This is a genomic window from Rhodopseudomonas parapalustris (assembly GCF_053772255.1).
This window is the reverse complement of record NZ_JAMKBZ010000013.1, coordinates 108470-133349: the sequence shown is the minus strand read 5'-3', so window position 1 is coordinate 133349 and position 24880 is coordinate 108470. Positions and strand designations below refer to the sequence as shown.

The 24880-nt window shown below is 64.9% G+C and carries 25 protein-coding genes and 1 tRNA gene; 9 read left to right on the top strand and 17 right to left on the bottom strand.

Annotated features, from left to right (window positions below; all coding sequences use genetic code 11):
* The first annotated feature begins 76 nt into the window (after window positions 1–76).
* Window positions 77–1816, top strand: coding sequence for a thiamine pyrophosphate-binding protein (locus M9H71_RS13750; RefSeq protein ID WP_455405534.1), 1740 nt, complete (start codon window positions 77–79; stop codon window positions 1814–1816).
* A gap of 97 nt (window positions 1817–1913) precedes the next feature.
* Entirely contained in the window at window positions 1914–2495 is a 582-nt protein-coding gene (locus M9H71_RS13745) for a TetR/AcrR family transcriptional regulator (RefSeq protein ID WP_455405533.1), read from the top strand.
* Between the two features lie 13 nt (window positions 2496–2508).
* Here the strand turns inward: M9H71_RS13745 and M9H71_RS13740 are convergent, their stop codons facing one another.
* Window positions 2509–3612 carry a COX15/CtaA family protein gene (locus M9H71_RS13740; protein WP_455405532.1) on the bottom strand — a complete coding sequence of 368 codons (1104 nt, stop codon included), beginning with the start codon at window positions 3610–3612 and terminating at the stop codon, window positions 2509–2511.
* 96 nt (window positions 3613–3708) lie between these two features.
* On the opposite strand from M9H71_RS13740, the gene M9H71_RS13735 reads away from it, so the two are divergent.
* Window positions 3709–3921 carry a DUF2842 domain-containing protein gene (locus tag M9H71_RS13735; protein WP_110785468.1) on the top strand — a complete coding sequence of 71 codons (213 nt, stop codon included), beginning with the start codon at window positions 3709–3711 and terminating at the stop codon, window positions 3919–3921.
* A 79-nt stretch (window positions 3922–4000) separates the two neighbouring features.
* Here M9H71_RS13735 and M9H71_RS13730 read toward each other — a convergent pair whose 3' ends face one another.
* Complete coding sequence (locus M9H71_RS13730; protein WP_455405531.1) at window positions 4001–4957, bottom strand: hypothetical protein; 957 nt, start codon at window positions 4955–4957, stop codon at window positions 4001–4003.
* Window positions 4958–5279: 322 nt separating this feature from the next.
* On the opposite strand from M9H71_RS13730, the gene M9H71_RS13725 reads away from it, so the two are divergent.
* Window positions 5280–5762, top strand: a complete 483-nt coding sequence (locus tag M9H71_RS13725; protein ID WP_455405530.1) for a Dps family protein — start codon at window positions 5280–5282, stop codon at window positions 5760–5762.
* A gap of 69 nt (window positions 5763–5831) precedes the next feature.
* Here the strand turns inward: M9H71_RS13725 and M9H71_RS13720 are convergent, their stop codons facing one another.
* Window positions 5832–6881: a polysaccharide deacetylase family protein gene (locus M9H71_RS13720; protein ID WP_455405529.1), complete on the bottom strand. Its 1050-nt coding sequence runs from the start codon at window positions 6879–6881 to the stop codon at window positions 5832–5834.
* A gap of 137 nt (window positions 6882–7018) precedes the next feature.
* Here M9H71_RS13720 and M9H71_RS13715 point away from each other — a divergent pair, with 137 nt between their 5' ends.
* Complete coding sequence (locus tag M9H71_RS13715; RefSeq protein WP_455405528.1) at window positions 7019–8203, top strand: GNAT family N-acetyltransferase; 1185 nt, start codon at window positions 7019–7021, stop codon at window positions 8201–8203.
* Window positions 8204–8279: 76 nt separating this feature from the next.
* On the opposite strand, the gene M9H71_RS13710 is transcribed toward M9H71_RS13715, so the two are convergent.
* Window positions 8280–10661, bottom strand: a complete 2382-nt coding sequence (locus M9H71_RS13710) for a GumC family protein (RefSeq protein ID WP_455405527.1) — start codon at window positions 10659–10661, stop codon at window positions 8280–8282.
* 273 nt (window positions 10662–10934) lie between these two features.
* Between M9H71_RS13710 and M9H71_RS13705 the strand changes: the two genes are divergently transcribed.
* Both M9H71_RS13705 and M9H71_RS13700 read left to right on the top strand, forming a co-directional pair.
* Window positions 10935–12074: a glycosyltransferase family 4 protein gene (locus M9H71_RS13705; RefSeq protein ID WP_455405526.1), complete on the top strand. Its 1140-nt coding sequence runs from the start codon at window positions 10935–10937 to the stop codon at window positions 12072–12074.
* Between the two features lie 112 nt (window positions 12075–12186).
* Window positions 12187–13743 carry an undecaprenyl-phosphate glucose phosphotransferase gene (locus tag M9H71_RS13700; protein ID WP_455405525.1) on the top strand — a complete coding sequence of 519 codons (1557 nt, stop codon included), beginning with the start codon at window positions 12187–12189 and terminating at the stop codon, window positions 13741–13743.
* A 164-nt stretch (window positions 13744–13907) separates the two neighbouring features.
* Here the strand turns inward: M9H71_RS13700 and M9H71_RS13695 are convergent, their stop codons facing one another.
* A complete protein-coding gene (locus tag M9H71_RS13695) occupies window positions 13908–14693 on the bottom strand; it encodes a DUF169 domain-containing protein (protein WP_455405524.1) in 786 nt (261 codons plus the stop codon).
* Window positions 14694–14732: 39 nt separating this feature from the next.
* Window positions 14733–15701, bottom strand: coding sequence for an SDR family NAD(P)-dependent oxidoreductase (locus M9H71_RS13690; RefSeq protein ID WP_455405523.1), 969 nt, complete (start codon window positions 15699–15701; stop codon window positions 14733–14735).
* Between the two features lie 221 nt (window positions 15702–15922).
* On the opposite strand from M9H71_RS13690, the gene M9H71_RS13685 reads away from it, so the two are divergent.
* The gene (locus M9H71_RS13685) at window positions 15923–16240 is read left to right on the top strand and encodes a hypothetical protein (protein WP_455405522.1); all 318 of its coding nucleotides are present in this window, start codon (window positions 15923–15925) and stop codon (window positions 16238–16240) included.
* Between the two features lie 113 nt (window positions 16241–16353).
* Here M9H71_RS13685 and M9H71_RS13680 read toward each other — a convergent pair whose 3' ends face one another.
* The 8 genes from M9H71_RS13680 to M9H71_RS13645 form a co-directional block, all read right to left on the bottom strand.
* Window positions 16354–16791 carry a hypothetical protein gene (locus M9H71_RS13680; protein WP_455405521.1) on the bottom strand — a complete coding sequence of 146 codons (438 nt, stop codon included), beginning with the start codon at window positions 16789–16791 and terminating at the stop codon, window positions 16354–16356.
* A 428-nt stretch (window positions 16792–17219) separates the two neighbouring features.
* Window positions 17220–17297: transfer RNA gene (locus tag M9H71_RS13675), tRNA-Pro, on the bottom strand.
* A 347-nt stretch (window positions 17298–17644) separates the two neighbouring features.
* Entirely contained in the window at window positions 17645–18355 is a 711-nt protein-coding gene (locus M9H71_RS13670) for a MerR family transcriptional regulator (RefSeq protein ID WP_455405520.1), read from the bottom strand.
* 14 nt (window positions 18356–18369) lie between these two features.
* Window positions 18370–18726 carry an integration host factor subunit alpha gene (locus M9H71_RS13665; RefSeq protein WP_455405519.1) on the bottom strand — a complete coding sequence of 119 codons (357 nt, stop codon included), beginning with the start codon at window positions 18724–18726 and terminating at the stop codon, window positions 18370–18372.
* Window positions 18727–18868: 142 nt separating this feature from the next.
* The gene (locus M9H71_RS13660; protein ID WP_455405518.1) at window positions 18869–19846 is read right to left on the bottom strand and encodes a beta-ketoacyl-ACP synthase III; all 978 of its coding nucleotides are present in this window, start codon (window positions 19844–19846) and stop codon (window positions 18869–18871) included.
* The gene (plsX, locus tag M9H71_RS13655) at window positions 19843–20904 is read right to left on the bottom strand and encodes a phosphate acyltransferase PlsX (RefSeq protein ID WP_455405517.1); all 1062 of its coding nucleotides are present in this window, start codon (window positions 20902–20904) and stop codon (window positions 19843–19845) included. Before plsX ends, M9H71_RS13660 begins: the two co-directional genes overlap by 4 nt.
* Window positions 20905–21145: 241 nt before the next feature.
* Window positions 21146–21712, bottom strand: coding sequence for a YceD family protein (locus M9H71_RS13650; RefSeq protein WP_455405516.1), 567 nt, complete (start codon window positions 21710–21712; stop codon window positions 21146–21148).
* A 17-nt stretch (window positions 21713–21729) separates the two neighbouring features.
* Entirely contained in the window at window positions 21730–22266 is a 537-nt protein-coding gene (locus M9H71_RS13645) for a ubiquinol-cytochrome C chaperone family protein (protein ID WP_455405515.1), read from the bottom strand.
* Window positions 22267–22374: 108 nt separating this feature from the next.
* Here M9H71_RS13645 and M9H71_RS13640 point away from each other — a divergent pair, with 108 nt between their 5' ends.
* Window positions 22375–22860: an outer membrane protein assembly factor BamE gene (locus tag M9H71_RS13640; protein ID WP_455405514.1), complete on the top strand. Its 486-nt coding sequence runs from the start codon at window positions 22375–22377 to the stop codon at window positions 22858–22860.
* Between the two features lie 127 nt (window positions 22861–22987).
* Here M9H71_RS13640 and M9H71_RS13635 read toward each other — a convergent pair whose 3' ends face one another.
* The 3 genes from M9H71_RS13635 to M9H71_RS13625 all read right to left on the bottom strand — a co-directional run bounded on the left by M9H71_RS13635 (window position 22988) and on the right by M9H71_RS13625 (window position 24686).
* The gene (locus M9H71_RS13635) at window positions 22988–23851 is read right to left on the bottom strand and encodes an alpha/beta fold hydrolase (protein ID WP_455405513.1); all 864 of its coding nucleotides are present in this window, start codon (window positions 23849–23851) and stop codon (window positions 22988–22990) included.
* A gap of 39 nt (window positions 23852–23890) precedes the next feature.
* Window positions 23891–24049 carry a hypothetical protein gene (locus M9H71_RS13630; RefSeq protein WP_165858132.1) on the bottom strand — a complete coding sequence of 53 codons (159 nt, stop codon included), beginning with the start codon at window positions 24047–24049 and terminating at the stop codon, window positions 23891–23893.
* Window positions 24050–24152: 103 nt separating this feature from the next.
* A complete protein-coding gene (locus M9H71_RS13625; RefSeq protein WP_455405512.1) occupies window positions 24153–24686 on the bottom strand; it encodes an REP-associated tyrosine transposase in 534 nt (177 codons plus the stop codon).
* Between the last annotated feature and the right edge of the window lie 194 nt (window positions 24687–24880).

Genomic DNA, 24880 nt, shown 5'->3' with positions numbered 1-24880 from the left:
TCCTCCCCGGTCGATGCTTATAATTATAGCGCACTATAATAACGGCGCGGCAGACGCTGCAACAGGGAGGAAGACGATGGCTGAACACGATCGCCTGGTCGGCGGACAATTGCTGGCGAAGACGTTGAAGACCGCTGGTGTCAGCCAAGCGTTTGCGCTGCACGGCGGACATCTCGAGGCGCTGCTCAAGGGTTGCATCGAGGAAGAGATCGCCCTGATCGACTTCCGTCACGAATCCTCGGCTGGCCATGCCGCCGACGCTTATGCCCGTGCGACCGGCAAGCTGGGGGTGTGCATCGTCACCGCCGGGCCAGGGTTCACCAACGCGCTGTCGGCGATGACCAATGCGCAGCTCGATGGCTCACCGGTGCTGTTTATCGTCGGCGCCCCGCCGCTGCGTGAGGTCGAAACTAATCCGCTCCAGGGCGGGATCGATCAGATCGCGATGGCCCGCCCGGCGGTGAAATGGGCTTTCTCGATTCCGAGCACGGAGCGGATCGCCGATCTGACGGCGATGGCGATCCGCAAGGCTATGACGCTGCCGCGAGGTGCTGTGCTGCTCGAAGTGCCGATCGACGTGCTGCATATGAGCGTCGCTGCTGCGCGCGCCACGCCTCCGGCCGGCGTCGGCGTCAATCCGCGCCCCGCGCCTGCCCCGGCTGAGGTCGCGCGATTAGTTGAACTGCTGCAGGCAGCCAAACGCCCCGTGCTGATCGCCGGCAATGGCGCTGCCAATCACGAAACGGCGGAGGCGGTGCGGGCACTGTGTGCCAGGGTGCCGCTGCCGGTGTTCACCAAGTCGCTGGCGGCCGGCATCCTGCCGCCGGGACACCCCTGTAATGGGGGTGCCGCCGGGAACCTCGCCTTGTTGCCGATGCTGGGGATCGATCGGCCGGATCTGGTCATCCTGCTGGGCGGCAAACTCGGCCTGCTGCTCGGCGGACGTTCAGGCGGCCTGGTGCCGCATGGCGCAACCCTGGTGCAGATCCACGGCGATGCGGCCGAGATGGGCCGGATCCGCGACGTCGATCTGGCCATCCTGGCGGACTGCACCGAGGCGACGCGCGCGCTCGACGCTGCTCTGAAAGACGACCAGTTCAACGAGTTGGAAGGTTGGCGGGCGAAGGCCGTCTCGGCAACCGGGCTGTTTGCCACGATGTTTCCCGATCGCGAGACCACGCAAGGCATCCATCCGTACCACGCGGCTCGGGCGGTGGCCGAAGCCGCTGGCCCGGGCGCGACGTATGTGTTCGATGGCGGGGAATCCGCGTCGTGGGGCGCTGCGGCAGCGGTCGTCGATCGGCCCGGGGCCGTGCTGAGTCACGGCTATCTCGGCTGCCTGGGCATAGGACCGGGATTCGCGATCGGCGCCCAGCTCGCAGCTCCGGACCGCCGGGTGATCCACCTGACCGGCGATGGCGCGTTTGGATTCCACCTGCAGGAACTCGACACCATGGTCCGGCACCGCTTGCCGATCGTCACCGTGGTTCTCAACAATGAAGTCTGGGGAATGTCGATCCACGGCCAGCAAATCATGTTCGGCAGCAACTATCATGTGATCTCGAAACTGGGCGGAACGAACTTTGCCAACATCGCCCAGGCCTTCGGCTGCCATGCCGAGCGTGTGACCCGGTTTCCCGACCTCGCGCCGGCGCTGGAGCGCGCCTTCGCCAGTGGCGGCCCGGCATTTATAGAGGTGATGACGGATGCTGACGTGGTCCATCCCGTCACAGTGGCAATGCTCGGTCAGGTTCAGGAAGGCAGCAACGACGTGTTGATTCCCTATTACGAGAACATCCCAGCAGACCCGGCCTGAGATGACGCTATCGACGAGCACTCTGGAATCGCGGCGGCGCGGGCTGGTAACAGCCGCGCACGCCCTGATCCGCGAATCCGGCGGCGCCGGGTTTTCAATGATTCAGCTCGCCAAGCGTGCGGGCGTCAGCCCAGCGACGCCCTACAATCTGGTCGGGACAAAGGCCGACTTGTTGCGGCTAGTCGTTCGGGACGAGTTCGCCGCGTTCGAAACCCGCCTCGCCACCCGCCTTCCCGGATCGCCGCTCGCCCAGCTCGAGGCGGCGATTGATCTCGTGGTGAAGCACTATTGCGCAGAGCCTGCGTTCTATCGCGGTCTCTACGCCGCGATGCAGGGTGAGCACGCCGCCGAGCTCCGCGGGATGATGCTCGCCGAAGGGCAGCAATTGTGGTGCGCGATGGTGCGCACTGCGGTGGATGCCGGCGAGATCGAGCGCGTCATCGACGATGAAGCCTTCACCGAGGTGCTGCTGCGCGCGATGGCCTCGACCACGGAGGCCTCGCTGGCCGTGAACTGGAGCCGCAAGCGCTTCGCCCAGGAGATGCATTTGGCGACACGTCTGCTGCTGCTGGGCGTCGTCACCAAAACCGCGCGCAGCCGGATTTCCGCTGAATTCGCATCATCGCGCCGGACCAGCGCGCGAAAGCCTGCGCGAACGGGCAGGACCGCCAAGTCGTAGTCGGCCGCCGCGCCTATGCCGATAGGACTGGCTTGGATGGAAGCCGCTCGGCAGCACCGCGATCCAGCGCGGTTTGATGGTCGCTCGTTGCCGTCAGCCGTTCAGCCTGCAGTACCGCCAGCGTCAGCACCACCAGTGCCATTGCCTGATGCGCCAGGGCGAGGTCGATCGGCGCGGCGTACAGCACGGTGAAGATGCCGAGCGCGGCCTGAACCGTCAGTGCCAGGAACAGCAGCACCGCGCCGCGCGCCGCCCCTGCCCGCGTCCGCAGCGCGTCGATCATGTGCAGCGCCGCCAGCGTCCACAGCGCGTAGGCCAGCATGCGGTGATCGAACTGCACGGTGAGATGATTATCGAACAGGTTCTTCCACCATGGGCTCTCGAACCACAGCCGTGCCGCATCCGGGATCAGCGCGCCGTCGATGGTTGGCCAAGTGTTGTAAACCCGCCCCGCGCGCAGGCCGGCGACCAGCGCACCGGCGTAAAGCTGCACAAAGGTCAATCCAAGCAGCACCAGCGCGGTCGCTTTGAGCCGGGCCGGCGCGGCCTGGCGCACCCGGCCCGACATCCGGCGCAGCGTCCAGACGATCGCCGCGTAGATGATCAGCGCCAGCGATAGATGGGTGGCGAGCCGCACTTGCGACACTTCGGTGCGCTGCGTCAGGCCGGACGCCACCATCCACCAGCCTACCGCACCCTGCAGCGCGCCGAGCGCGAAGATGATCCACAGTGCCCGCTTCCACTCAGCCCCAATCGCGCCGCGCCACAGGAACCAGAGGAATGGCAGCAGATAGGCGACCCCGATCACCCGGCCGAGCAGCCGGTGGCTCCACTCCCACCAGAAAATGGTCTTGAACTGATCCAGCGTCATCCCGGCGTTCAGCTCGCGATATTGCGGGATCTTTTTGTAGCCGTCGAAAGCGGCCTGCCATTGCGCCTCGCCGAGCGGCGGCAGCGTGCCGGTGACCGGCTTCCATTCGACGATCGACAGCCCGGATTCGGTCAGCCGCGTCGCGCCGCCGACCAGCACCATCGCCGCAATCAGCGCCGCCACCAGCGTCAGCCAGATCCGCACGGCGCGAACTCGGGACGATGGCGGCACCGCGGCGATGGTCATAAAGCATCCCTTGAACGGATTTTTCCGCACTCTATAGTCCGGCCGTTCTTACGCGCAAGGCGTTGCGAGAACGCATCAACGGCGTGTGAGCGAGGCATGAATATTCGAACCCGTAAATTGATTGGAACCGTCGGCCTGCTGCTGCTGGCGATCGTGTGGTCGCTCACCGCGATGGCGTTCGCGCAGGCGCCGGTGATCGCCGAGTCGAAATGGCTGCAGGCGGTGTACTACGTGGTCGCCGGCCTCGGCTGGGTGCTGCCGGCGATGCCGCTCGTCACCTGGATGTCGCGCCCCGACCCTGCCGAATAGGCTGGCGATACGCCGAAACCAATACGCCGCCACCGGGCTCCCGATGGCGGCGTCGCTTCGTGAAGCGCAGCGCGTGGGCTCAGAACAGATAGTTGAGCCGAAGCATCGCCTGGTGCCGCTCGAAATCGTCGAGATCGAGATGGCGCGGATCGTTGCAGGCTTGGCCAGCGACCTGCGTGCTCCAGGTACCCGACAGGCCGATTGTCTCGGTGAGATGCGTCGAGAAGGTCGGACCGACATACACCGCGTCCCCTGAGAACCGGTCGAGCCCGAGGCCTTCATAGGCCCGCACGTAGCGCGCCTCGACGCCGACGATCAGCATCGAATTGACCTTGTAGGACAGCGCGCCTTGCACGGCGAATTCAGAATCGTGCGACCAAGTGTTCGTGAGATCGCGCGAGGCGCCGCCGGAGTACCAGAGGTTGAACGCGGCGAACAGCTTGCCGCGGATCAGTTCCTTGTCCATCAGCGCAGCGAATTCGGTGCCGTAGATCTGTGCATTGAAGCCGGTCAGTTCGTCGACCCGGTTCCAGCCCGGTGCGGCGTGCAGCGTCAGCCCGAACGGCATCTCGTCGCGGTCGAGCAGCTTGTAGCGGAACTCCATCGAGGCGCCGGCGATGGCGTTGCGACGGTTGTCGATCATGCCGGGCACGCCGCTGATCTGGGTCGAGGCGAAGCTGATGCCGGGCGCGACGCGGAAGTTATCGGTCAGCGTGAATTTGAACTGCGACAGCACACCGACGCCGGTGTAGGAGCCGAACCGTCGCCCGAACCGGCCGACGTTCTCGATCTCGAGTTCGATCTCCCCCTTCTTGCCGATATCCGAGCCCATGCTGAAGCCGAAGATGTGCTCGGTATCGACGTCGTCGTGCGTTGCCTCGACTGGCGCGGAGAGCGCGCGGGCCGTTGCGGCCTGCGATGGTTCCGCGGCGTAAGACAGCCAGCGCGGCAATTCCTCCGCTGCCGCCCTGGGCGCCCCCACGCCCGTGACGGTCAGTGCCCCGATCGTCGCGATCAGCGACGCCTTTAGTCTCATTCCCCGAACGCCGCAGCGACGCGACGCGGTCACACACCCAATCATTAGTAGCCCCCGATGACTTCCATCGGTCTACTAACTGCAATTGAGAACGCCTCGCGGTCAAAGCATTTTGTTTACAGGACCTGTAACTGAGAAACGCCGGAAAATTGATTGATGACAATGATTAGTAGTTGCGTACCGCGTCATAATGTCTGTGATCGCGACGAACACCGTTTCCGGCCGCGCCGGAAGCCGTCGCGGGATCACCGTGATACTGTTCAACGGTACTCATCTACAGCCGCCGGCTTTGACCCGGTGTGCATTTCAACAAGGACTGGACATGACCAAGCCTGCAAAGATCAACATCGGTATTCCCGAGGACAAGCGCGCCAAGATCGCCGACGGCCTGTCGCGGCTGCTCGCCGACTCCTACACGCTGTATCTGATGACGCACAATTTCCATTGGAACGTCACCGGGCCGATGTTCAACACGCTGCATGCGATGTTCATGACGCAGTACACTGAGCAGTGGAACGCACTCGATCAGATCGCGGAGCGGATCCGTGCGCTCGGCTTCCCAGCACCTGGTACCTACAAGGAGTTCGTCAAGCTCGCCTCGATCGCCGAGGTCGAGGGCCAGCCGAAGGCGCTGGAGATGGTGCGGCATCTGGTAACCGCGCAGGAAGCCACCGCGCGCACCGCACGGGAGTTGTTCCCGCTGGTCGAAGACGCCAATGATCAGCCGACCGCCGACCTGCTGACCCAGCGCCTCGACGTCCACGAGAAGACCGCCTGGATGCTGCGCAGCCTGCTGGAAGACTGACCACGAGCCCGGCGTGACACGATCGGCCCGAAGGCTCCGTCTTCGGGCCGCTATGGCGACCTTCCGCTATCAGGCGCTGCGACAGCGTCCAATTTCGTTCGCCGTGCGCGGCATCAGGCCGGACAGGATCACCCGCAGGCCGGCCAGCGAACTCTGCCGGCCGTCCCAGGCGATCCGCGGCAGCGCCAGCGGATCAACCGGGCCGGGTCCGATCACGCCGGGGATCGAGGTCATCGCCCCGGCGAAGCCCGCTTGCTTCACCATGGCAGTATGCGCAGCGCCAAAGCTGCGGCGATCACCGAACGGAAACGCAAAATGGCGCACGTCGCGGCCGAGCGCGGCCTGCAGCACCGCGCGCCCCTTCTCGACCTCCTTGCGAGCGACCATCTCGGGCAGATTGGCGAGCACCGGATAATTCACCGTAGCACTGCCGATGGTGACCTTCGGGTCGGCAGCGAGCCGGCCGAGTTCGTCCCAGTCCATGACGGCGTTGCGTGTCACGGCGGTGAGATCCACCGCATAGCGTCGGCAAAGATCCCCTATCGCGGCGGTCAGCGCCGTCGGCGGCATCGTGCGCAGCCAGCCTGCGAGAAAGCGAAACACTTGTATCTTGGCGGCGATGGTCGCGGTATCGAACCGTCGCTCGTTGTCGTCGATCAGCAGCGCGACCCGATCGGCGCGCGCCATCACCAGTTCGAGCGCCAGCCACCACGCTTCGCCGACGCCGTCGGGAAACGCGGTGGGCAGATACACGGTGAACGGCACGCCGTGCCGCGCCAGGATCGGATAGGCGAAGGTGGCGATGTCGCGCGATCCACCGTCGAAGGTCAGGCAGACGAACCGTCCCGGTGCGCCGCCCGCGGCGATCCGCGCACAGACCTCGTCGATCGAGATCACCGGACAGTTCCAGTGTGCCAGTCCACGCAGCAAGCCGTCGAGAAACTGCGGTGTAACCTCTCGCCCGCGTAACGGCTGAAACCGCTCGCGACGCGCCGGCCGCACCCGGTCGAACCGCAGCACCACGCCGCAGCCGTCGCCGCTTGCTTCCGAAGCACGCGTCAGGCCACTAAGACAAGCCAATCGCAGCCGGGCAGCCGTCCACCAGCCGTTGTTCGACAAGCCTATGTCCTCGCGGCCGCGGTGTGTGGCTACGGTTTCGCTGCGGGTCATTACGCTTTGTTGAGATTTGTTTGTAAAGGTTCGCACTGCTCGAATCGCGCCTTTGCCTGTTCTCAGTGGATCGCCGGACGACGATGATGGCCGTGCTGACCGAAGCCCGGACCGCCGATCACGCGGCTGCGATGCAAAGCCGGATCGCCCGCGTCGAAGTCTTCCGCAATCTTGCGTCCGCCGAACCGGTGTGGCGGTCACTCGAACAATCCGGCGGTTACTTCTCTCCCTATCAGCGGTTCGATTTGCTGAGTGCCTGGCAGAGCCACGTCGGCAGCGCAGAGCGGATCGAGCCGTTCGTCGCGGTTGCCCGCGGCGCCGACGATCGGCCGCTGCTGCTGCTGCCGCTCGGTGTCGAACGCAAATTCGGCGTCGGCGTGGCGAGCTTTCTCGGCGGCAAACACACGACCTTCAACATGCCGTTATGGCGGCGTGATTTCGCGATCACCGCGGATGCACGCGATCTCGACGCACTGCTTGCCGGGCTGCGCGCCGCCGGTGGCGCCGACGTGCTCGCCCTGCTGCAGCAGCCGCTGCGCTGGAACGATGTCGCCAACCCGCTGGCGCAGTTGCCACATCAGCCGTCGGTCAACGACTGCCCGGTGCTGTTCCTTCCGCCAGATGCCGCGCCGAATGACCTCGTCAGCAATTCAATGCGTCGCCGGCTCAAGAGTAAGGAGCGCAAGCTGCAGGAGCTGCCCGGTTATCGCTACGCTCAGGCGCGGAACCAGGCCGACGTCGACCGTCTGCTCGATGCGTTCTTCCGGATCAAACCGGTACGGATGGCGGCGCAGAACCTGCCGAACGTGTTCGCCGATCCCGGCGTCGCTGACTTCATCCGCCAAGCCTGCGCCGCCGAGCTCGACGGCGGCGGCCGCGCGATCGAAATCCACGCGCTCGAATGCGACGACGAGATGATCGCGATCTATGCCGGCGTCGCCGACGGCAGCCGCTATTCGATGATGTTCAACACGTACACGCTGTCGGATGCCGCGCGCCACAGCCCGGGTCTGATCCTGATGCGTCACATCGTGGATCATTACGCAGCGGAAGGCTATCGCTGGATCGATCTCGGCATCGGCTCGGACGACTACAAGAAAGTCTTCTGTAAGGACCTCGAACCGATCTTCGACAGCTTCGTCCCGCTCACGCCACGCGGCCGGCCGGCTGCTGCCGTCCTCTCGGCGATCGGCCGCGGGAAGCGCGCGGTCAAGCACAGCCCTGCCCTGATGCAGTTCGTTCGGCGTCTGCGCGGCGCCATCGCGCGCTGACGCACGTCCCTTTTCATTCGGCAAAGAAATGCGCACGGGACCAGCCCGGGCGCTCTTCACGGATCTGTTCCCGCCGTTACGCCGCCGCCGTGCGCGGGCCGGCTTCGCTCGGGTCGCGCGCCTCGGCGGCGCGGCGCAGCATCGTCACCTCGGAGAATCCGACCGCAACGAGCTGCTCGGCCATCTTCGCACGGGCTTCGCTGGTCATCGTCGGCGCCGGCACCACGGCGGCCTGCGCTTGCGATGTCAGCAGCTCTGCCGGCAGATCGGAGGCGGTGCCGGCGTCGAGCAGCACATGGTCGTACACTCGCATCAGCGCGTCGATCGCCAGCGATAGCCGCGGCGAATGCAGGAGCATTCTGTCGAAGCCCGGTTTGCCGGCGCTGACCAGTTGCAGCGTAGAGGCGCGATCTCGGGTGATGATCTGGCCGAATGCGGCCTCGCCCAGCATCAGTTCGGCGAGCCCGGGTGCCGCCGGATCGATCGAAGCGGCCTTGAGCATCTCCGAGGACTCCGACAGATCGATCAGCACCACCTTGGCGTCTTGCGCCAGGCGACGCGCCAGAACCAAGGCGGTCGTCGTCACCGCATCGGTGTCGCCGGTGCCGAGCACGGTGAGCTTGCGCCCACCCTCGCCGGCTCCGCGCAAGCGCTGTGCGAGCGCGTCGATCTCGCCGGTCGGAGCCGCTGGAGCCGGCGTAGCGTCCAGGGGGGCGGCCGGGGCAACATCCGGAACCGCCGTAGCAGCCTGCATTGCCGGCATTGGCGGCGTCACCGGAGCAACGACCGGCGGCGCGACCAGAGCGGCGGTGGCCACCGGCACCAGCTCTGGCTCGACCATTGCGGGGGCCGCAATCTCGCGGCCGCGCGGCTGGGTCATGCGCAGCAATTCACCGGTGGCGATGCCGCCCGAAGTCAGCAGCAGCGTCGCCAGTGTCGCGATCAGCACGATCGGCGCCTTCTTCGGATAGGCCGGCGTATTGGAGACGATGGCGCGCGAGATGATTCGCCCGTCCGCCGGGCTCTGGTCGATGCTCTCGCGGGTGGTCGCCTCGCGATACTTGGCCAGATAGGTCTCCAGCAGATCGCGCTGCGCCTTGGCCTCGCGCTCCAGCGCGCGAAGCTGCACGTCCTGGCCATTGGTGGCCGAGGCCAGCTTCTTCAACTGATCGAGGCTCGCGGACAGATTCTCGACGCGGCTGCTCGCGATCCGGGCGTCGTTCTCGAACGAACGTGACAGCTTCACTGCTTCGTCGCGGAGTTGCTGGTCGAGATCGGCAAGCTGCGCCTTCAGCTCCTTGATCCGCGGATGGGCGCCGAGCAGCGTCGAGCTCTGCTCGGCGAGCTGGGCGCGCAGCGTCACCCGCTGCTCGGACAGCCGGCGCATCAGTTCAGAGTTCAGCACTTCGGAGGCTTCGATCGGGCCACCGGTCTTCAGCATTTCCTTGATCAGCCGCGCTTTGGCTTCGGCGTCGGACTTCAGGGCGCGGGCATTGGCGAGCTGGGCGTTGATGTCGCCGAGCTGCTGGTTCGACAGCGTGGTGTTGTTGTTGCCGATGAACAGGCTCGACTTGGAGCGGAACGCCTCAACCTTGTCCTCGGCTTCGGAAACCTTCTTGCGCAGCGAGTCGATTTCCCCGGACAACCATTGCACCGCCGCCTTTGCCTGTGCCTGACGGACGTTCTGCTGCAGCACCAGATAGCCGTCAGCGATCGAGTTGGCGACGCGCGCGGCGAGATCGGGATCCTCCGACTGGAATTCAATCACCATCACCCGCGACTTGTCGACCGCATAGGCGGTCAGCCGCTCGTAATACGCGTTGAGCACCCGCTCTTCAGGCGACATCGCGAACGGGTCACGGCCGATGCCGATCAGCGCCAGCAACGACTTGATCGGATTGATGCCCTTCAGCACCGGATCGAACTCGGGCCGTGCCGCGAGCTTGTTCTTCTTGATGATTTCGAGCGCGAGCTCGCGCGACAACAGAAGCTGAACCTGGCTGGTCACCGCTTCAGGATCGAGCGCGTTGCGCTGCTCGTCGCGCTCGCCACTCGGACGCAGGAAGCTGTTCTCCCGGCCGTCGATCAAGATCCGAGCTTCCGATTTGTAGCGCGGCGTAATCAGGTTGACGATCGCCAGCGACACCACCAGCGCCAGCAGCGTCGGTGCGATGATCAGATGCTTCTTGCGGGACAGTGCCTGCCCGATCAGGCGAACGTCGATATCGCCGTCGGTGGGCAGCGGCGCCGCCTGGTTCGACGATGGCACGCGAGTCTGCGACCGCTTGAAGATCGCTTGGCGGATCGCCGGCTTAGGCGCTGGGCTCCGCGTTTCGGAAGCCGGGTCGGAAGACGGCGTTGGGCCGGCGGCTTGCGTATCCGGCGTCGGTACCGGTGCGCGTGCGGCCGTGGTCTTCGCCGTTTTGTCCGTATTCCGGCGCCAGAACGCGATCCGCATTGCACACTCCTAGATGACGCGACCGAGCCTACAGCTCGGCTCCATACTACAATCCATTAAGGTTGCTGCGCGGTTAATCTCGACGAATGCACGCAACTAATTCATGGTATCGAGGAGCCTGCACACACGTTTTGTTAACCACGAAAGTCGTTAAGCTGAATCGGCTTTTCCGGATTGATCCATGTTCCTCCTCTCCGTCTTGAACGCCTCTGCTGCCGCCGGGCGCCCCTGGGGCGGACGGCGCTGCGCGGGGGTACGTGGGGCGGGAATTCGATGACCGTTCCATCGCAGGATCGCCCGTTGCGGATTGTGCATGCGGTGCGGGCTCCGGTCGGCGGCATTATCCGCCACATCCTCGACCTCGCCAACGGTCAGGCCGAACGCGGTCATCACGTCGCCCTGATCACCGACAGCCTGACCGGCGGCGACCGCGCCGCCGCGGCGCTGGCCGAGATCGCGCCACGGATGAAGCTCGGCGTCTACCGGCTTGCGATCCGCCGCGAGCCGACCCCGGCCGACCTGGTGGTGTGGGCGCAGTTTGCCCGCTTGATCGCGAAGCTGATGCCGGATGTGCTGCACGGACACGGTGCAAAGGCGGGCGTGTTCATGCGGATCGTGCCCCGGCCGCCCGGCTCGATCCGGGTCTACACGCCGCACGGCGGTTCGCTGCACTACCCGACCTCGACGTGGAGGGGCCAGCTCTACAGCCGGCTCGAGCGACTCTCGATGAATCGCACCGAACTGTTCCTGTTCGAAAGCGAGTTCGCGCGCGCCGCCTATGAGCGGATGATCGGCAAACCCGACGGCCTGGTGCGCTGCGTGTTCAACGGCGTCACCGCCGGCGAATTCGATCCGATCACGCGCGCCGCCGACTCCACCGACGTTTGCTATGTCGGAGAGTTCCGCCACATCAAAGGCGCTGATCTCTTGGTCGACGCGATCTCCCGGCTGCGTAACCATGGACGACCCGTGACGCTGACGCTCGGAGGCGACGGCGAGGAAACCGAAGCGCTGAAGGCCAAGGTGGCGCGGCTCGATCTCGGTGCCGCCGTGCGCTTCATCGGCCACGTCAAGGCGCGCCAGGGGTTCGCGCAGGGCCACCTGTTGGTGGTGCCGTCGCGGGGCGATTCCATGCCGTATGTGGTGATCGAGGCCGCCGCGGCCGGAATTCCGATGATTGCCGCCAATGTCGGCGGCATCCCGGAGATCTTCGGTCCAGAGCATCGCGACGCTCTGTTCGCGCCGAACGATCCAGACGCGATGGCGGCTGCGATCGCCGCCGCGCTCGACGACCTGCCCGCCGCGCGCGACCGCGCGAAGCTTCTGCGCGAGCGGATCTTCCTGCATTTTTCGCAGAAGGCGATGGTCGAGGGCGTCCTCGCCGGTTATCGCGCGGCGCTGGCGCAACGCTGAGTCTTCAGCCTGGCGCTAACCGTTTCTTGCAATTTTTCCGTTAACTGCCGGACCGGGGGATTTTGCCGGAGGACGGAAACGTCATGCCGGCCAAGGACACGGAATTGAGAACATGGAGCCGATCAGCGCACGTTCGATGATCAGCGCTGCTGCGACGGGAGCCGCGGTGACCACCAACGAAGGCGCGCCGCGCGTCGAGCGACGTAAGCGCCTGTCGCCCGCCGCCCTCGCCGTCACCAACCAGAAGGTCCAACCGGCCTATTCGCCGATCGTGATCGCCGGCTCCGTGCGCCTGGCCGACTTTCTGGTGATCGCAGCGATCGGCATCGCGCTGTACTTCGCCATCGTGGTGCGCCGCGACGGCTTCGCCTGGGAATACATCGCCGCCATTCTCGGCACCACGGTGACCGCAATTCTCACCTTCCAGGCAGCAGATCTCTACGAGGTGCAGCTTTTCCGCGGCACGCTGAAGCAGACGACGCGGCTGCTCTCAGCCTGGTCGTTCGTCTTTCTGCTGTTCATAGGCGCGTCGTTCTTCGCCAAGCTCGGCGGCGAGGTGTCGCGGCTATGGCTGGCGTCGTTTTACTTCACCGGTCTGGCCGCGCTGTTCGCCGAACGGATGGCGGTGCGCGCGCTGGTCAGGCGCTGGGGGCGCGAAGGCCGGCTCGATCGCCGCACCGTGATCGTCGGCGCCGACATCAACGGTACAAAGTTGATCGAGGCGCTCAAGGCCGAACACGCCGACGCGTCCGACATCCACATCCTTGGCGTGTTCGACGACCGAAACGACTCCCGCTCGCAGTCCACCTGCGCCGGCGTCCCGAAGCTCGGCAAGGTCAACGATATCCCCGAATTCGCCCGCCGCACTCGGGTCGATCTGGTGCTGTTCGCGCTGCCGATCTCGGCCGAGACCCGAATCCTCGAGATGCTGAAAAAGCTATGGGTGCTGCCGGTCGACATCCGGCTGTCGGCGCACACCAACAAGCTCAGGTTCCGGCCGCGCGCCTATTCGTATGTCGGCAAGGTTCCAACGCTCGACGTGTTCGAAGCGCCGATCACCGATTGGGATCTGGTGATCAAGCAGGTGTTCGACCGCGTCGTCGGCGGCCTGATGCTGCTGCTCGCAGCGCCGGTGATGGCGCTGGTCGCGCTGGCGATCAAGCTCGACAGCCGGGGGCCGGTGCTGTTCCGGCAGAAGCGGTTCGGCTTCAACAACGAGCGCATCGACGTGCTCAAGTTTCGGTCGATGTATCACGACCAGGCCGACCCCACCGCCTCCAAGGTCGTCACCCGCAACGATCCGCGCGTCACCCGCGTCGGCCGCTTCATTCGCCGCACCAGTCTCGACGAGCTGCCGCAACTGTTCAACGTGGTGTTCAAGGGCAATCTGTCGCTGGTCGGCCCGCGCCCGCATGCGGTGCAGGGCAAGCTGCAGAGCCAGCTGTTCGACGAAGCCGTCGACGGCTACTTCGCCCGCCACCGTGTCAAGCCGGGTATCACCGGCTGGGCCCAGATCAACGGCTGGCGTGGCGAGATCGACAACGAAGAGAAGATCCAGAAGCGCGTCGAGTTCGACCTGTACTACATCGAGAACTGGTCGGTGCTGTTCGACCTCTACATCCTGCTGAGAACTCCGTGGGCGCTGCTCAAGGGCGAGAACGCGTACTAAGCTCGCTTGTTTTACGCACTCTACCGCAGCGTCATTCCGGGACACGCGCAACGCGCGTGAACCCGGGATCTCGCCGTTCGGGGCACCAGCCGGACTTCAATAATCTCGAGATTCCGGGTTCGCGAGCTTTCGCTCGCGCCCCGGAATGACGGGGGCGACGAGAATTACTTATTCGCATACGAAACGCCCATCCCGGCTCGCACGTCAGCCTGGATGCCGTAGGGCGCGATGGGGTAGCGCAGGCCGTTCTTGGCGAGCTGCTTCATGCCGTCGATCGCCTTCGCCAAATGCGCGGGGCTCAGCGCCATCAGCATCTCCTCGTCCGGCACGCCGCCGTAGCGGCGCTCGGCGAAGCATGGCAACGACAGGCTCGGCTCGCCGGTCTTCAGCGCCCTGCCCCATGAATCGGCACAGGCGGTCTCGCCGACCACGCTCCATTCAAACTTCTTGTAACCCGCATATTGCAGACCGTTGATCAGGATGATCATCTGCCCTGGCGTCGCATAGACGAGGCAGATGTCCGGCGGATCGAGCCGGCCGCTCGCCAGCGGCGACACCGCCATCGCCTGATGCTGACCGAACGGCACCACGTCGAGCGCATGCTGACGCGCGCTCGCATCCTCCGGCGTCGCGTGCCACACCCCGACGTAAGAGCGCCCGGCCAGCCATTGCTCGTCCTGCGGTGCGAGGCCGATCACCGCGCGGCACTGCTCGCCGACCAAGTCTGCGGCGGTGATGCCGACCGTCCATCCCAGCCGAGACGCCATCGAGACGATCTGGTCGGTGGTGTGGATTGCGTTCGGCCGCCGGATCTTCGGCACCGCCTCCATCTCGGCGACGGTTTTGAACAGCTTCATCCCGATCACCGTGGTCTTCAGCCGCAGCAGCGCGTTGAGATCGGCAACCAGACCGGCAAGATCGATGCGCTCCGGCGCGACGACGGCATCCATGGCGAACTCCCTTCGGTTTGTTGTTATTGTCAGTTGCGCTCAGCCGAGCCGCCAGCCGACTTCTGCGGCGAAGCTCTGATAGAACTCGGCCTCGTAGGCGCGCTCCGGCGCAGCACGCACGCGGGCGTCGAGCGCATGGGCATCGTCGCCGACCAGGATGCGCCAGTCACCGCGGCGCACACCATCGAGGATGGTGCGCGCGGCCGCGGCTGCACTGGTCGGAGCGTCTTCCAGAAAACTGCGCGCACGCTCCTTCGCCATCGCGCGGATGTCGTCGTCGGAGCTTTGCGACAGATCGGTTCCCGCCGCCTCCAGCCGCTTGCGGGTGCCAGCGACCTCCTCGGCGCTGAGCTCGTCCGTACTATCGCCGGTCTGGATCCGGCGCGAATTGGCGACGATCGAGGTGCCGATGTGGCCCGGCATCACCACCGAGCATCGCACATGCGGCGCATTCAGCCGAAGATCGCCGATCAGCGCCTCGGAAAATCCCTTCACCGCGAATTTCGCCGCACTGTAGGCGGTGTGCGGCACCATTGGGCCGATCGACGCCCAGAAGCCGTTCACGCTCGAGGTATTGATGATGTGGCCCTCGTCGGCCGCGATCAGCATCGGCAGGAAGATGCGGGTGCCGAGATACACGCCGCCCCAGCAAATGTTGAAGGTGCGCTCCCATTGCTCGCGCGAATTGGCGATCATGCTGCCGCCACCGCCGATCCCGGCGTTGTTGAACAGCAGATGGATGCAGCCGGTGGCATGCTGCGCGGTGACCTCGTCGCGAAACCGCTGCATCTGCGCTTCGTCGGAGACATCGACGACGTGGGTCGTGAGCCGCAGCCCTTGCGGCAGGCCGTCCGCCTCGCACAGCCGCCGCGTCTCGTCCATCGCGTCCGCCGAGACGTCGCAGATCGCGACATGACAGCCTTCAGCAACGAGCTGACGGGCGAGTTCGCGGCCCATGCCCGCGCCGCCACCCGTGATCACGGCAGTTCTGCCGGCGAAATCCCTCATGGCCGCGTCGTTCCTTCCCGGTTCTTTTGATGCGCGCCGGTTCGAGCCGGTGCTGCGTCGCCAGCTTAGCGGCGGCCCAGTGGTTGCGCGAGTCCATCGCCGCGCGCCGCCGCCAGCCTGCATTCGTCGTCAGGCGCGTCCCGGACAGCGCCGCACTTTTGCGATTCGGCGAATTGCCTTAGGCTCACAGGCAGATTCAGCCGATCCTGAGGAGTCCGATGATGCTGGCAGCCACCCTTCAGACCGCAGCGTTTCTGTTCCTGCTGCTGGTTGCGCTTCTGGTGTTTTCGGTGTTCGTCGCCTTCACGGCGCCGCCGCTGACCAAGTCACCGAAGCCCGGCTTCACCACGGTGCTGATGTACTTCGCCGCCGAACTCGCCGCGTTGATCGTGGCGATCTGGATCGTGGTGCAGGTGTCGTCGTTCGAATTGCTGCCGGTGCTGATTGCGCTGGCGATCGCAGCGGTGGTGTTCGCCCCCCAGCTCGTCGCCAAGATTCCGCTGCCAGACTCCGTCGCCGGAATGCTCGGGCGCAAGTAATCCCGCTGCGGAGCCTGCCCGCAGCGCGCGGCGGGTCAGGCCAAGCAGAACTCGCCACGATGCTGGAAAACCGCCCTCCGGGGCGGTTTTCGTTTGTGCTGGCCGCCGGAAAGTCAGTGGGCGTGGGCGCGGCGCACCCGGGCGATCGCTCCGGACGTGACCTGCATCGTCACGCCGGCAAGCCACCCGATCAGGATCAGCCAGCTCCACGCCGTATGCAGATTGAGCCGCAGCACCACGGCGCTGACCGCAGCGAACGCCGCCAGCGTCGCCAGAAAGGTGCCGAACGCGCTGAGAAACTCCGCAGCGTCGATCTTGCCGCGATCCGGGTTCGGTTCGTCGGCGCCGTGGAACGGCAGCGGCGGAATGTCGATGCCGAGATAGAACCCGACCGCACCGAGCGCGATCATGCCGAGCAGGAAGCCGATCGTGGTCAGCCCCGCGAAGCTGGTGCCGACGTGGGCGCCGACGAACGTGCCGCACGCTGCGCCGGCCAGCGCCAGCCCGGTGCGTTCGAGGAAATGGGCAGCCTTGCGGACACGAAATCGCATCGTCGAATCCTCGCTCGCCGCGGTGCAACGAGGTTATGACATTTCGATGAGACGCGGAAGGATGCGGTCTGCGGTAACCCACGGCAGTCGCAGATCGGTGAGCGCTCCGCCCCGCGCCTCTGTGATCGTGGCGCGGGAGCCGGATCGCGGGATCAGAAGTTGAACGTCGTCGAGACCACATAAGTGCGTGACGATCGCCCATCGATTGCGATCTGATGGAACGACCCTGCTGAGATCCAACGATGTCCATGCGAGGAGACGATCGCGCCGTGGGCGCATCTGGCGTCAGCCGCTCCGCGGCTTAACGGCAAGGCTCGCCGGACCATACGGCTCGACACGGCATGACCATGTCGATTGGAAAAGTCGAATGTAGGATATGCTTGAGAAACCGATCGGATGCTCGATCAGCGCGCAGCAATCGCTGCGAATGGTCGGAGCGAAAGGATTTGAACCTTCGACCCCTAGTCTCCCAGACTAGTGCGCTAACCGGGCTGCGCCACGCTCCGATGCCGTTTCGGCCATGATGCTGTAGCGGCGATCGGTGCTTCGCGCAAGCTGCGGAGGATCAATTCGGGGACGTGTATGCCGAAGAATGTCGGGTTGGACCGAAGTGGTTCGATCAGCGCACGATCCACGGCACCGCCGACCGTTCTGGCGGTCCGCCGTCCGAACGGCGTCAAGCCCGGCTAGTCCCCCGGGCATCCACGCCTTTGCTGCAGTCGCCTGTCCGCAGATGTTCTCGAACACGCACAATCGTGGATGGCCGCGGCAAGCTGAGCCGTGACTAAACGAACAGCCTCGCATATACTTAAAGGCCATACTTGAGGTGATTTCTTAAGGTCGCTGCCTGCCCTCAGCCGTCCTTCGCCGCGGCGTTGAGCAGTTCGCGACAGGCGATCAGGTCGCTCAAGGCAGCGCGCAGTGGGGCGAGATCGACCGGCGGAGGAGCCGGCGGTGCCGTGGCGGCTGGAAACTCGAGCGGCGGCAGATCGAACCGAGGCGCGCAGCCGGGACCTGCCATCGCGGGAGCCGGGGCCGGCTCGACGGCGAAATCGTCGTCGTGGTCGTCGAAATGTGGATCGTGGCGCGGCTCGGCGACGATCGTCCGGCGCGGCGCAGGTGCCGGCCGGTGGTCGGGCTCCGCCATCGCGGCGTGCAGATCGAGCCCCTCGTCCTCGCCGTCATAGTCGTCGTCATCGGCGTCGATACCGCCGGGGATCGGCTCGAACTCTTCTTCCTCGGCGACCGAGCGGGTGATCGCCGCCTCGACCGCGCCGAAGCTGGCGTGGACCTCGGCATCGGCCAGTCGCTGCACCGATTTGATGCCGTGCTCTTTCAGGATCCGCTGCACGCCACGGATGGTATAGCCCTCGCCGTACAGCAGCCGGCGGATGCCCTTGAGCAGATCGACGTCGTCGGGCCGATAATAGCGCCGTCCGCCGGACCGCTTCATCGGCTTGATCTGATTGAACCGCGTCTCCCAAAACCGCAGCACATGCTGCGGAATGTCGAGCTCGGCTGCGACCTCGCTGATGGTACGGAATGCGTCGGGTGCCTTGTCCAAAGGCCAGCTCCCCGTCAGCCGCCAGAGGCGGTTTGCGCGGTGGTCTCGTCAGATTCTGTGGTCGAAGCCAGTGCGGCGCCGTTGGCGTTGATCCGCTGCTTCAGGATCGCCGACGGCTTGAACACCATCACTCGCCGCGGCGAGATCGGCACCTCGGTGCCGGTCTTCGGGTTACGTCCGATGCGCTGTCCCTTCTGGCGGACCAGAAACGAGCCGAACGAGGACAATTTGACCGTCTCGCCACGCTCCAGGCAGTCGGTGATCTCCTTCAAGACCAGCTCGACGAATGCCGACGATTCGGTGCGCGACAGTCCGACCTTTTGATAGACCGCTTCGCATAGATCGACACGTGTGACTGTTCGTCCGGCCATCGCCTGCCCCACCTCACGGCGAAAGAAAATCTGCGCTGAAATTAAGAGGTTAACAATCGCCGGTCAACAGCGCCGGGTCCTAAAGTGCCTCAAAGTTAGCACCGAACGCCATGGAAATACTGCTAAAATTTTACGCGCACAACTACCAGCGCAACAGCGCGGCGCCCCAGGTGAAGCCACCGCCCATCGCCTCGAGCAGCACGAGGTGGCCCTTCTGGATCCGGCCATCGGTGACCGCGGCGCACAATGCCAGCGGAATCGAGGCCGCCGAGGTGTTGCCGTGGCGATCGACCGTCATCACCACCTTCTCCGGCGCGATGTGCAGCTTCTGGGCTGATGCGTCGATGATGCGCTTGTTGGCCTGATGGGGCACGAACCAGTCGACATTGTCGGCGCTGGTGCCGGAAGCCTTGAACGCGTCGACGATCACGCCGGTGATCATGCCGACCGCGTGCTTGAACACCTCTTTGCCTTCCATCCGCAGATGGCCGACGGTCTGGGTGCTCGACGGTCCGCCGTCGACGTACAGCTTGTGTTTGTGGCGACCGTCTGAACGGAGATGCGTGGTCAGCACGCCGCGGTCGGCGGAGGTGCCCCAGCCTTCCTGCGCTTCGAGCACGATCGCGCCGGCACCGTCGCCGAACAGCACGCAGGTGCCGCGATCGGTCCAATCGAGAATCCGCGAGAAGGTCTCGGCGCCGATCACCAGCGCCCGCTTGGCCGAGCCGGCACGCAGATAATTGTCGGCGGTGGCGACCGCGAACACGAAGCCGGAGCACACCGCCTGCAGGTCGAAGGCGACGCCGTGGGTCATGCCGAGCGCGGCCTGAACCTGCACCGCGGTCGCCGGAAAGGTATGGTCGGGGGTCGAGGTCGCCAGGACGATCAGGTCGATCTGATCGGCGGTGAGGCCGGCATTGTCGAGAGCGGCCTGCGCGGCTCTGGTGGCGAGATGCGAGGTGAATTCGCCGTCAGCGGCGATGTGGCGTTCGCGAATTCCGGTGCGCTGGACGATCCACTCGTCCGAGGTGTCCACAGTCCGGGCCAGCTCTTCGTTGGTGAGAACCCGCTCCGGCAGATAAGCGCCGCAGCCCAGTACGACCGAACGAATCACCGTCACGAGACAGCCTCCTGGGCGCTCGGCGTCGCGACCAACGCGCCGGCATCACGATTGAGCGTTTGATTGATCTTGGTCAGGAGATCGTAGCGGACCATGTCATAGCCAACATCGACTGCTGAGGCAAAGCCCTCGGCGTTGGTTCCACCGTGGCTTTTGACCACGATTCCGTTAAGGCCGAGGAAGACGCCCCCGTTGGACTTGTTGGGGTCCATCTTCTCCTTGAGCGCCTTAAACGCATCGCGCGCGAACAGATAGCCGATCTTCGACCGCCAAGTCCGGGACATCGCCGCGCGCAGATATTCCGCGAGCTGACGCGCGGTGCCCTCCGCGGCCTTCAGCGCGATGTTGCCGGCGAAGCCCTCGGACACGATGACGTCTGCGGCGCCTTTGCCGATGCCGTCGCCTTCGACGAAGCCGATGAAATCGAACCGCGGCGAGTTCATCGCGCGCAAAAGTTCGGCGGCCTCGCGCACCTCGTCGCCGCCTTTGATCTCTTCGACGCCGATGTTGAGCAGGCCCACAGTCGGGCGCTCCAGATCGAACAGCACGCTGGCCATCGCCGCGCCCATGATCGCGAGCGCCTTGAGGTGGTGGGCGTCGCCGCCGATCGACGCGCCGAGATCGAGCACCACCGAATCGCCGCGCATCGTCGGCCAGGTCGCGGCGATCGCCGGGCGATCGATGCCGGGCAGTGTGCGCAGGCAGAACCGGGCCATCGCCATCAACGCGCCGGTATTGCCGGCCGACACGGTGACATCGGCCTCGGCTTTCTTCACCGCGTCGATCGCCTGCCACATTGACGATTTGTAGCGGCCGCGGCGGAGCGCCACGCTCGGCTTGTCGTGCATCGCCACCGCGACGTCGCTGTGGATCACCCGCGACACTTTGCGCAGCGCCGGATACGCGGCGAGTTCTTTCTCGATCAGCTTGCTGTCGCCGTAGAGCAGGAATTGGATGTCCGGATGCCGGCCGAGGGCGATCGCCGCGCCGGCTATCACGACAGAGGGGCCGAAATCGCCACCCATTGCGTCGAGCGCGATTCGAACGTTTTGAGGCATGGGCGTTCCGGAAACCTGATCGCCTGCGACCTGGAAGCGCTTGGTCGCGGACTCAAAAAAAGCCCCGAAGGGGCGGTGAAAAGCGTGCAGCGCTGCACACCGATTGGGCCGGACAATAGCCTTTCTCAGCTCCGATACAACATCTTGATCGGGCAGATTTAAGTCGCATTTCGTAGCGTGCGCGCATGATTTTGTGCTGCGAACGCGCCGCGTCTGCGGTGATCCGCAGGCGTGGCTGCGCTCAGCTCTTCTTCGGCTTGCTCGGCGCCGCGGAGCTTGCGGGCTGCTGGAGCGCCTTCAGCGCAGCAAACGGGTTCAGATCGGGATCGTCGCGATCGACCATCGGCTCGAACACTGCGTCCGGTTTGCGCGGATATGGATCGAGCCCGAGAAACAGCGCGTCGGTGGCGACACGCCCGATATCGATCATGCCGCGCTCGATCGCCTCCGGCGGATCGCCCGGGTCCGGCTCGCCGTCGTCGTCGACTGTGTCGGCAAGCTCGCGAATCTGCTCAGGCGGCACGAAGGTCAGATCGATCTGCTCGTCGATCAGATTGTCGACCGGCTCGAGAGTCACCACGCAGGTTTGGGTGACCTTGGCCCGCACCCGACCTGTGACCTGCACACGGCCATCGGCAAACGGCTTCAGATCAAATGACGCAGTCGCCTCGGCAACGCCGCGCAGGTCGCCGAGTGCGCTGATCGCCTCGCGCTGGGGCTCTGTCGCGGTGATGTCGCGATGCAGGCCGGTCTCCGGAATCTGCATCACCACGATCGGCACGCTCCACGGATTGTCTTCGCTCGCCATCGTCAAACGTCCTCGCCTTACGCCGCCGGCCGCGGAAACGGCAATTCACCGCTGCGCAGCTTGGCCGGCGGCACCGCGTCGAGCGCCGCGATCACCTGCCCGACATAGACCGCCAGCCGGCGTGCATTTTCAATGTCCGCGCCGTCGAGAACGTTCCGATTCAGCGCCAGTTCGAGATCTTCACGGCCCTCGGTCAGGGCCAGATCGTAGGCGGCCGAGCGGCCGTAGAACGCCTCGCCGAACGCCTGCATCCGCTTCGGCACCGACAGATCTCCGACGCCGAGCTCGCGCAAGTTCGCGTCGAGATCGCTGCAGAAATAGTCGAACAGCGCCTGCGCGAACGGTGAAGCGTCCTGAATGCTGCGAATCCGGCGCAGCACCAGCCACAAATGCACCACCAGCATCTCGAATCGGCCGTTGACGGTGTCGGCGACGCCGAATTCCTGATAAAAGGCCGGCAGGCGCGACTGTGCCACGATCGTGCCATAGATCGCTTCAATGGTGCCGTGCGGCGGCGTTCGGGGCGGACGAAGCAGATTGAAAGGCCAAATCATCGCGGGTTCCAGTCCGGGCCCGTGCGGGGCCTTTCGGGATTGCTTTCCGAGTTCCTGCCCGGTACGTCAACGCCCTGCGCGATGCAAGGGGATGGGGCCAGCTCCCGAATGAGTATTTCGATCGACCGACGTGAGCGCGCCAATGCGCCGCGAAGCCGTTTTTCGCTGCCGCGCAGCCTCGGCCTTGCCGTGGCGCTGACGCTGGTCGGCGCCGGCATGGGCGCCTGCACATCGGAGCAGTTCCAGAAGGGCTATATCCTGCCCAATGGTGCGCTGGAGCAGATTCCGATCGGCGCCAGCCAGGATCAGGTGCTCCTGGTGATGGGCACGCCGTCGACGGTGGCGACGCTGGACGGTGAGGTGTTCTACTACATCTCTCAGCGTACCGAGCGTCCGGTGGCATTCATGCCGCAGAAGGTGATCGACCAGCGGGTGATTGCGATCTATTTCGACAAGAACCGCCAGGTCCGCCGCATCGCCAATTACGGCCTGCAGGACGGCAAGATCTTCGACTTCATCAGCCGCACCACGCCGACCTCCGGCCAGGAAATGAGTTATCTGGCGCCACTGTTCCGACTGATCAGCTTCCGCTGAGTCGGAGGCGGATCAACGCGATGGTGTCGATGGGTTGATGGGTTTCGCTGCGCTCAACCCATCCTACCCGAGCCGTCGTAGGATGGGTTGAGCGCAAGCGAAACCCATCGACGAAGCGCCGCGCAGGCTACGCCAGCCCCTTCGCCCTCGCCCATTCCGCGATCGTGGCATTGACCTCGTCGGGCGCGTCCAGCTGCACCCAATGCGAGGCGTTCGGCAGCTTGTGCAGGGTGAAGTCCTCGACGAATTGTGCGTTGCCTTCAGTCAGGGCGATGTCGAGCGCGAGGTCGTCCTCGCCCCAGATCATCAGCGTCGGCACCTTGATCACCGGATTGCTGCCGGCACCGCCGGCCAGCCCGGAGAAATTGGCACGGTAGTAATTCAGCATCGCGGTCGCCGCGCCGGGCTGCAGGATGTTGCGGCGATAGATCTCGAGCTGCTCGGCCGGGATCTTGCGGCTGTGGGTCTCGAACATCTTCACCAGCGGCGCGCCGCCCTTGCGGGCGAGCAACCATTCAGGCAGCCACGGCAATTGGAAGAACGCGACGTACCAGGAGCGGCGACGCTGCGCCCAGCCGCGGGCCAGTTCGCGCGCAAACGCATCCGGATGCGGCGCGTTGAGAATGATCAGCCCGTCGAGATGCACCTTGCCGCGCAGCGCCACCTGCCAGGCGATCACACCGCCCCAATCGTGACCGATCAGGATGCGGCGCTTGCCACCGAGCGTAGCGAACAGCGCCGCAATGTCGTCGGTGAGATGCTCGATCGTGTAGGCGGCCTTGCCGCTCGGCCGGGACGAACCGCCATAACCGCGCAGGTCGGGCGCCACCACCCGCCAACCGAGCGTCGCCAGGAACGGAATCTGCCGATGCCACGACTGCCGCGCTTCCGGAAAGCCGTGCAGCAGCAGCGCGACGGTGTCGCCCTGCCCGGCGCTATCGGCCGCGAAGCTCAGGCCGTTGGCTTCCAGCGTCGTCGTGTCGATCGACATTGCGTCCAGCTCCCGGTCCGCCGCCGCCCGATCCTACACTTACGATTTGTCCTTGTTGATCTTCTTGATCTTGGCATCGGTCGTCTCGATCGAGCTCGCCAATTCGAGGATCGCCTTCGACAACAACTCGATCGCTTCTTTCTGGTCCTGCGACTTGGCCGCGCGCAGCGCGTAGTTCTTGGCGGATGAGAGAGACATAGAGAGCTCCTGTTGTTGTGCCGGCAATAGCTGCTGCATTACGTAGCAGAGGCGCGGCATTTGTAGGATGGGTTGAGCGCAGCGAAACCCATCCTTCGCGTCGCTACCGCTCGCCGTAACTCCCATCCATCTCTCGAACGTCCCCACCCCAATCGCGCGGATAGGCACCGCTGCGAACCATCGCTCTGAACGACGAATACGGCCAGTCGATTGCCCGACTAACATAGCCGTGCTTCACGGGGTTGAAATGGATGTAATCGGCATGAGCGGCAAAATCGCGCTCATCTCTGAGAGTATGTTCCCAGAACCGACGCTGCCACAGTCCGCGCTCCGCCCTGGCGGCGCGACTCGAGGAGATCGCTTCAATCGCGGGCAGCCGCCGGGAAAATGCAGACTTGAGCAAGCGCCACCGTGTCGAATAGTCGGCGTCCCCCTGGGGTAACGTCCAGATTGCATGGAGATGATCGGGTAGCACGACAATCGTGTCGATTGCGAAAGGATGCCGTTGCCGCACATACCGGCATGCGGCCCGGAGCTCCGCGATGTGGTCGATCAACAATGCAGACCGGCGGTCGTGCAAGTTCACCGTGAAAAAGAAGGTGCCGCCGGGCACGAAATTGCGCCGATACGACGTCATCGAAGCCCCCACACACCAAGCCCGTAGGACGGGTTGAGCGTAAGCGAACCCCATCGAAGCAGCAGCCGAAAAATCGTTCGAAGTTGCGAGGCGCTGACGATTGCCTGCGAAAGTGATGGGTTTCGCTACGCTCAACCCATCCTACGACTTTTCCGCAAAGCAAAAGCCCCGCGGCTTTCGCCGCGGGGCTTGGT

What these genes read in the sequence shown, in the direction of transcription:
- M9H71_RS13690 (WP_455405523.1), bottom strand. Translation starts at nt 15,701, where the DNA reads ATGAGGGATTTCGCCGGCAGAACTGCCGTGATCACGGGTGGCGGCGCG.
- M9H71_RS13750 (WP_455405534.1), top strand. Translation starts at nt 77, where the DNA reads ATGGCTGAACACGATCGCCTGGTCGGCGGACAATTGCTGGCGAAGACG.
- M9H71_RS13745 (WP_455405533.1), top strand. Translation starts at nt 1,914, where the DNA reads ATGATTCAGCTCGCCAAGCGTGCGGGCGTCAGCCCAGCGACGCCCTAC.
- M9H71_RS13665 (WP_455405519.1), bottom strand. Translation starts at nt 18,726, where the DNA reads ATGGCCGGACGAACAGTCACACGTGTCGATCTATGCGAAGCGGTCTAT.
- M9H71_RS13680 (WP_455405521.1), bottom strand. Translation starts at nt 16,791, where the DNA reads ATGCGATTTCGTGTCCGCAAGGCTGCCCATTTCCTCGAACGCACCGGG.
- M9H71_RS13625 (WP_455405512.1), bottom strand. Translation starts at nt 24,686, where the DNA reads ATGACGTCGTATCGGCGCAATTTCGTGCCCGGCGGCACCTTCTTTTTC.
- M9H71_RS13725 (WP_455405530.1), top strand. Translation starts at nt 5,280, where the DNA reads ATGACCAAGCCTGCAAAGATCAACATCGGTATTCCCGAGGACAAGCGC.
- M9H71_RS13630 (WP_165858132.1), bottom strand. Translation starts at nt 24,049, where the DNA reads ATGTCTCTCTCATCCGCCAAGAACTACGCGCTGCGCGCGGCCAAGTCG.
- M9H71_RS13735 (WP_110785468.1), top strand. Translation starts at nt 3,709, where the DNA reads ATGAATATTCGAACCCGTAAATTGATTGGAACCGTCGGCCTGCTGCTG.
- M9H71_RS13645 (WP_455405515.1), bottom strand. Translation starts at nt 22,266, where the DNA reads ATGATTTGGCCTTTCAATCTGCTTCGTCCGCCCCGAACGCCGCCGCAC.
- M9H71_RS13650 (WP_455405516.1), bottom strand. Translation starts at nt 21,712, where the DNA reads ATGGCGAGCGAAGACAATCCGTGGAGCGTGCCGATCGTGGTGATGCAG.
- M9H71_RS13710 (WP_455405527.1), bottom strand. Translation starts at nt 10,661, where the DNA reads ATGCGGATCGCGTTCTGGCGCCGGAATACGGACAAAACGGCGAAGACC.
- M9H71_RS13715 (WP_455405528.1), top strand. Translation starts at nt 7,019, where the DNA reads ATGGCCGTGCTGACCGAAGCCCGGACCGCCGATCACGCGGCTGCGATG.
- M9H71_RS13700 (WP_455405525.1), top strand. Translation starts at nt 12,187, where the DNA reads ATGGAGCCGATCAGCGCACGTTCGATGATCAGCGCTGCTGCGACGGGA.
- plsX (WP_455405517.1), bottom strand. Translation starts at nt 20,904, where the DNA reads ATGCCTCAAAACGTTCGAATCGCGCTCGACGCAATGGGTGGCGATTTC.
- M9H71_RS13640 (WP_455405514.1), top strand. Translation starts at nt 22,375, where the DNA reads ATGAGTATTTCGATCGACCGACGTGAGCGCGCCAATGCGCCGCGAAGC.
- M9H71_RS13695 (WP_455405524.1), bottom strand. Translation starts at nt 14,693, where the DNA reads ATGGATGCCGTCGTCGCGCCGGAGCGCATCGATCTTGCCGGTCTGGTT.
- M9H71_RS13730 (WP_455405531.1), bottom strand. Translation starts at nt 4,957, where the DNA reads ATGAGACTAAAGGCGTCGCTGATCGCGACGATCGGGGCACTGACCGTC.
- M9H71_RS13705 (WP_455405526.1), top strand. Translation starts at nt 10,935, where the DNA reads ATGACCGTTCCATCGCAGGATCGCCCGTTGCGGATTGTGCATGCGGTG.
- M9H71_RS13635 (WP_455405513.1), bottom strand. Translation starts at nt 23,851, where the DNA reads ATGTCGATCGACACGACGACGCTGGAAGCCAACGGCCTGAGCTTCGCG.
- M9H71_RS13685 (WP_455405522.1), top strand. Translation starts at nt 15,923, where the DNA reads ATGCTGGCAGCCACCCTTCAGACCGCAGCGTTTCTGTTCCTGCTGCTG.
- M9H71_RS13740 (WP_455405532.1), bottom strand. Translation starts at nt 3,612, where the DNA reads ATGACCATCGCCGCGGTGCCGCCATCGTCCCGAGTTCGCGCCGTGCGG.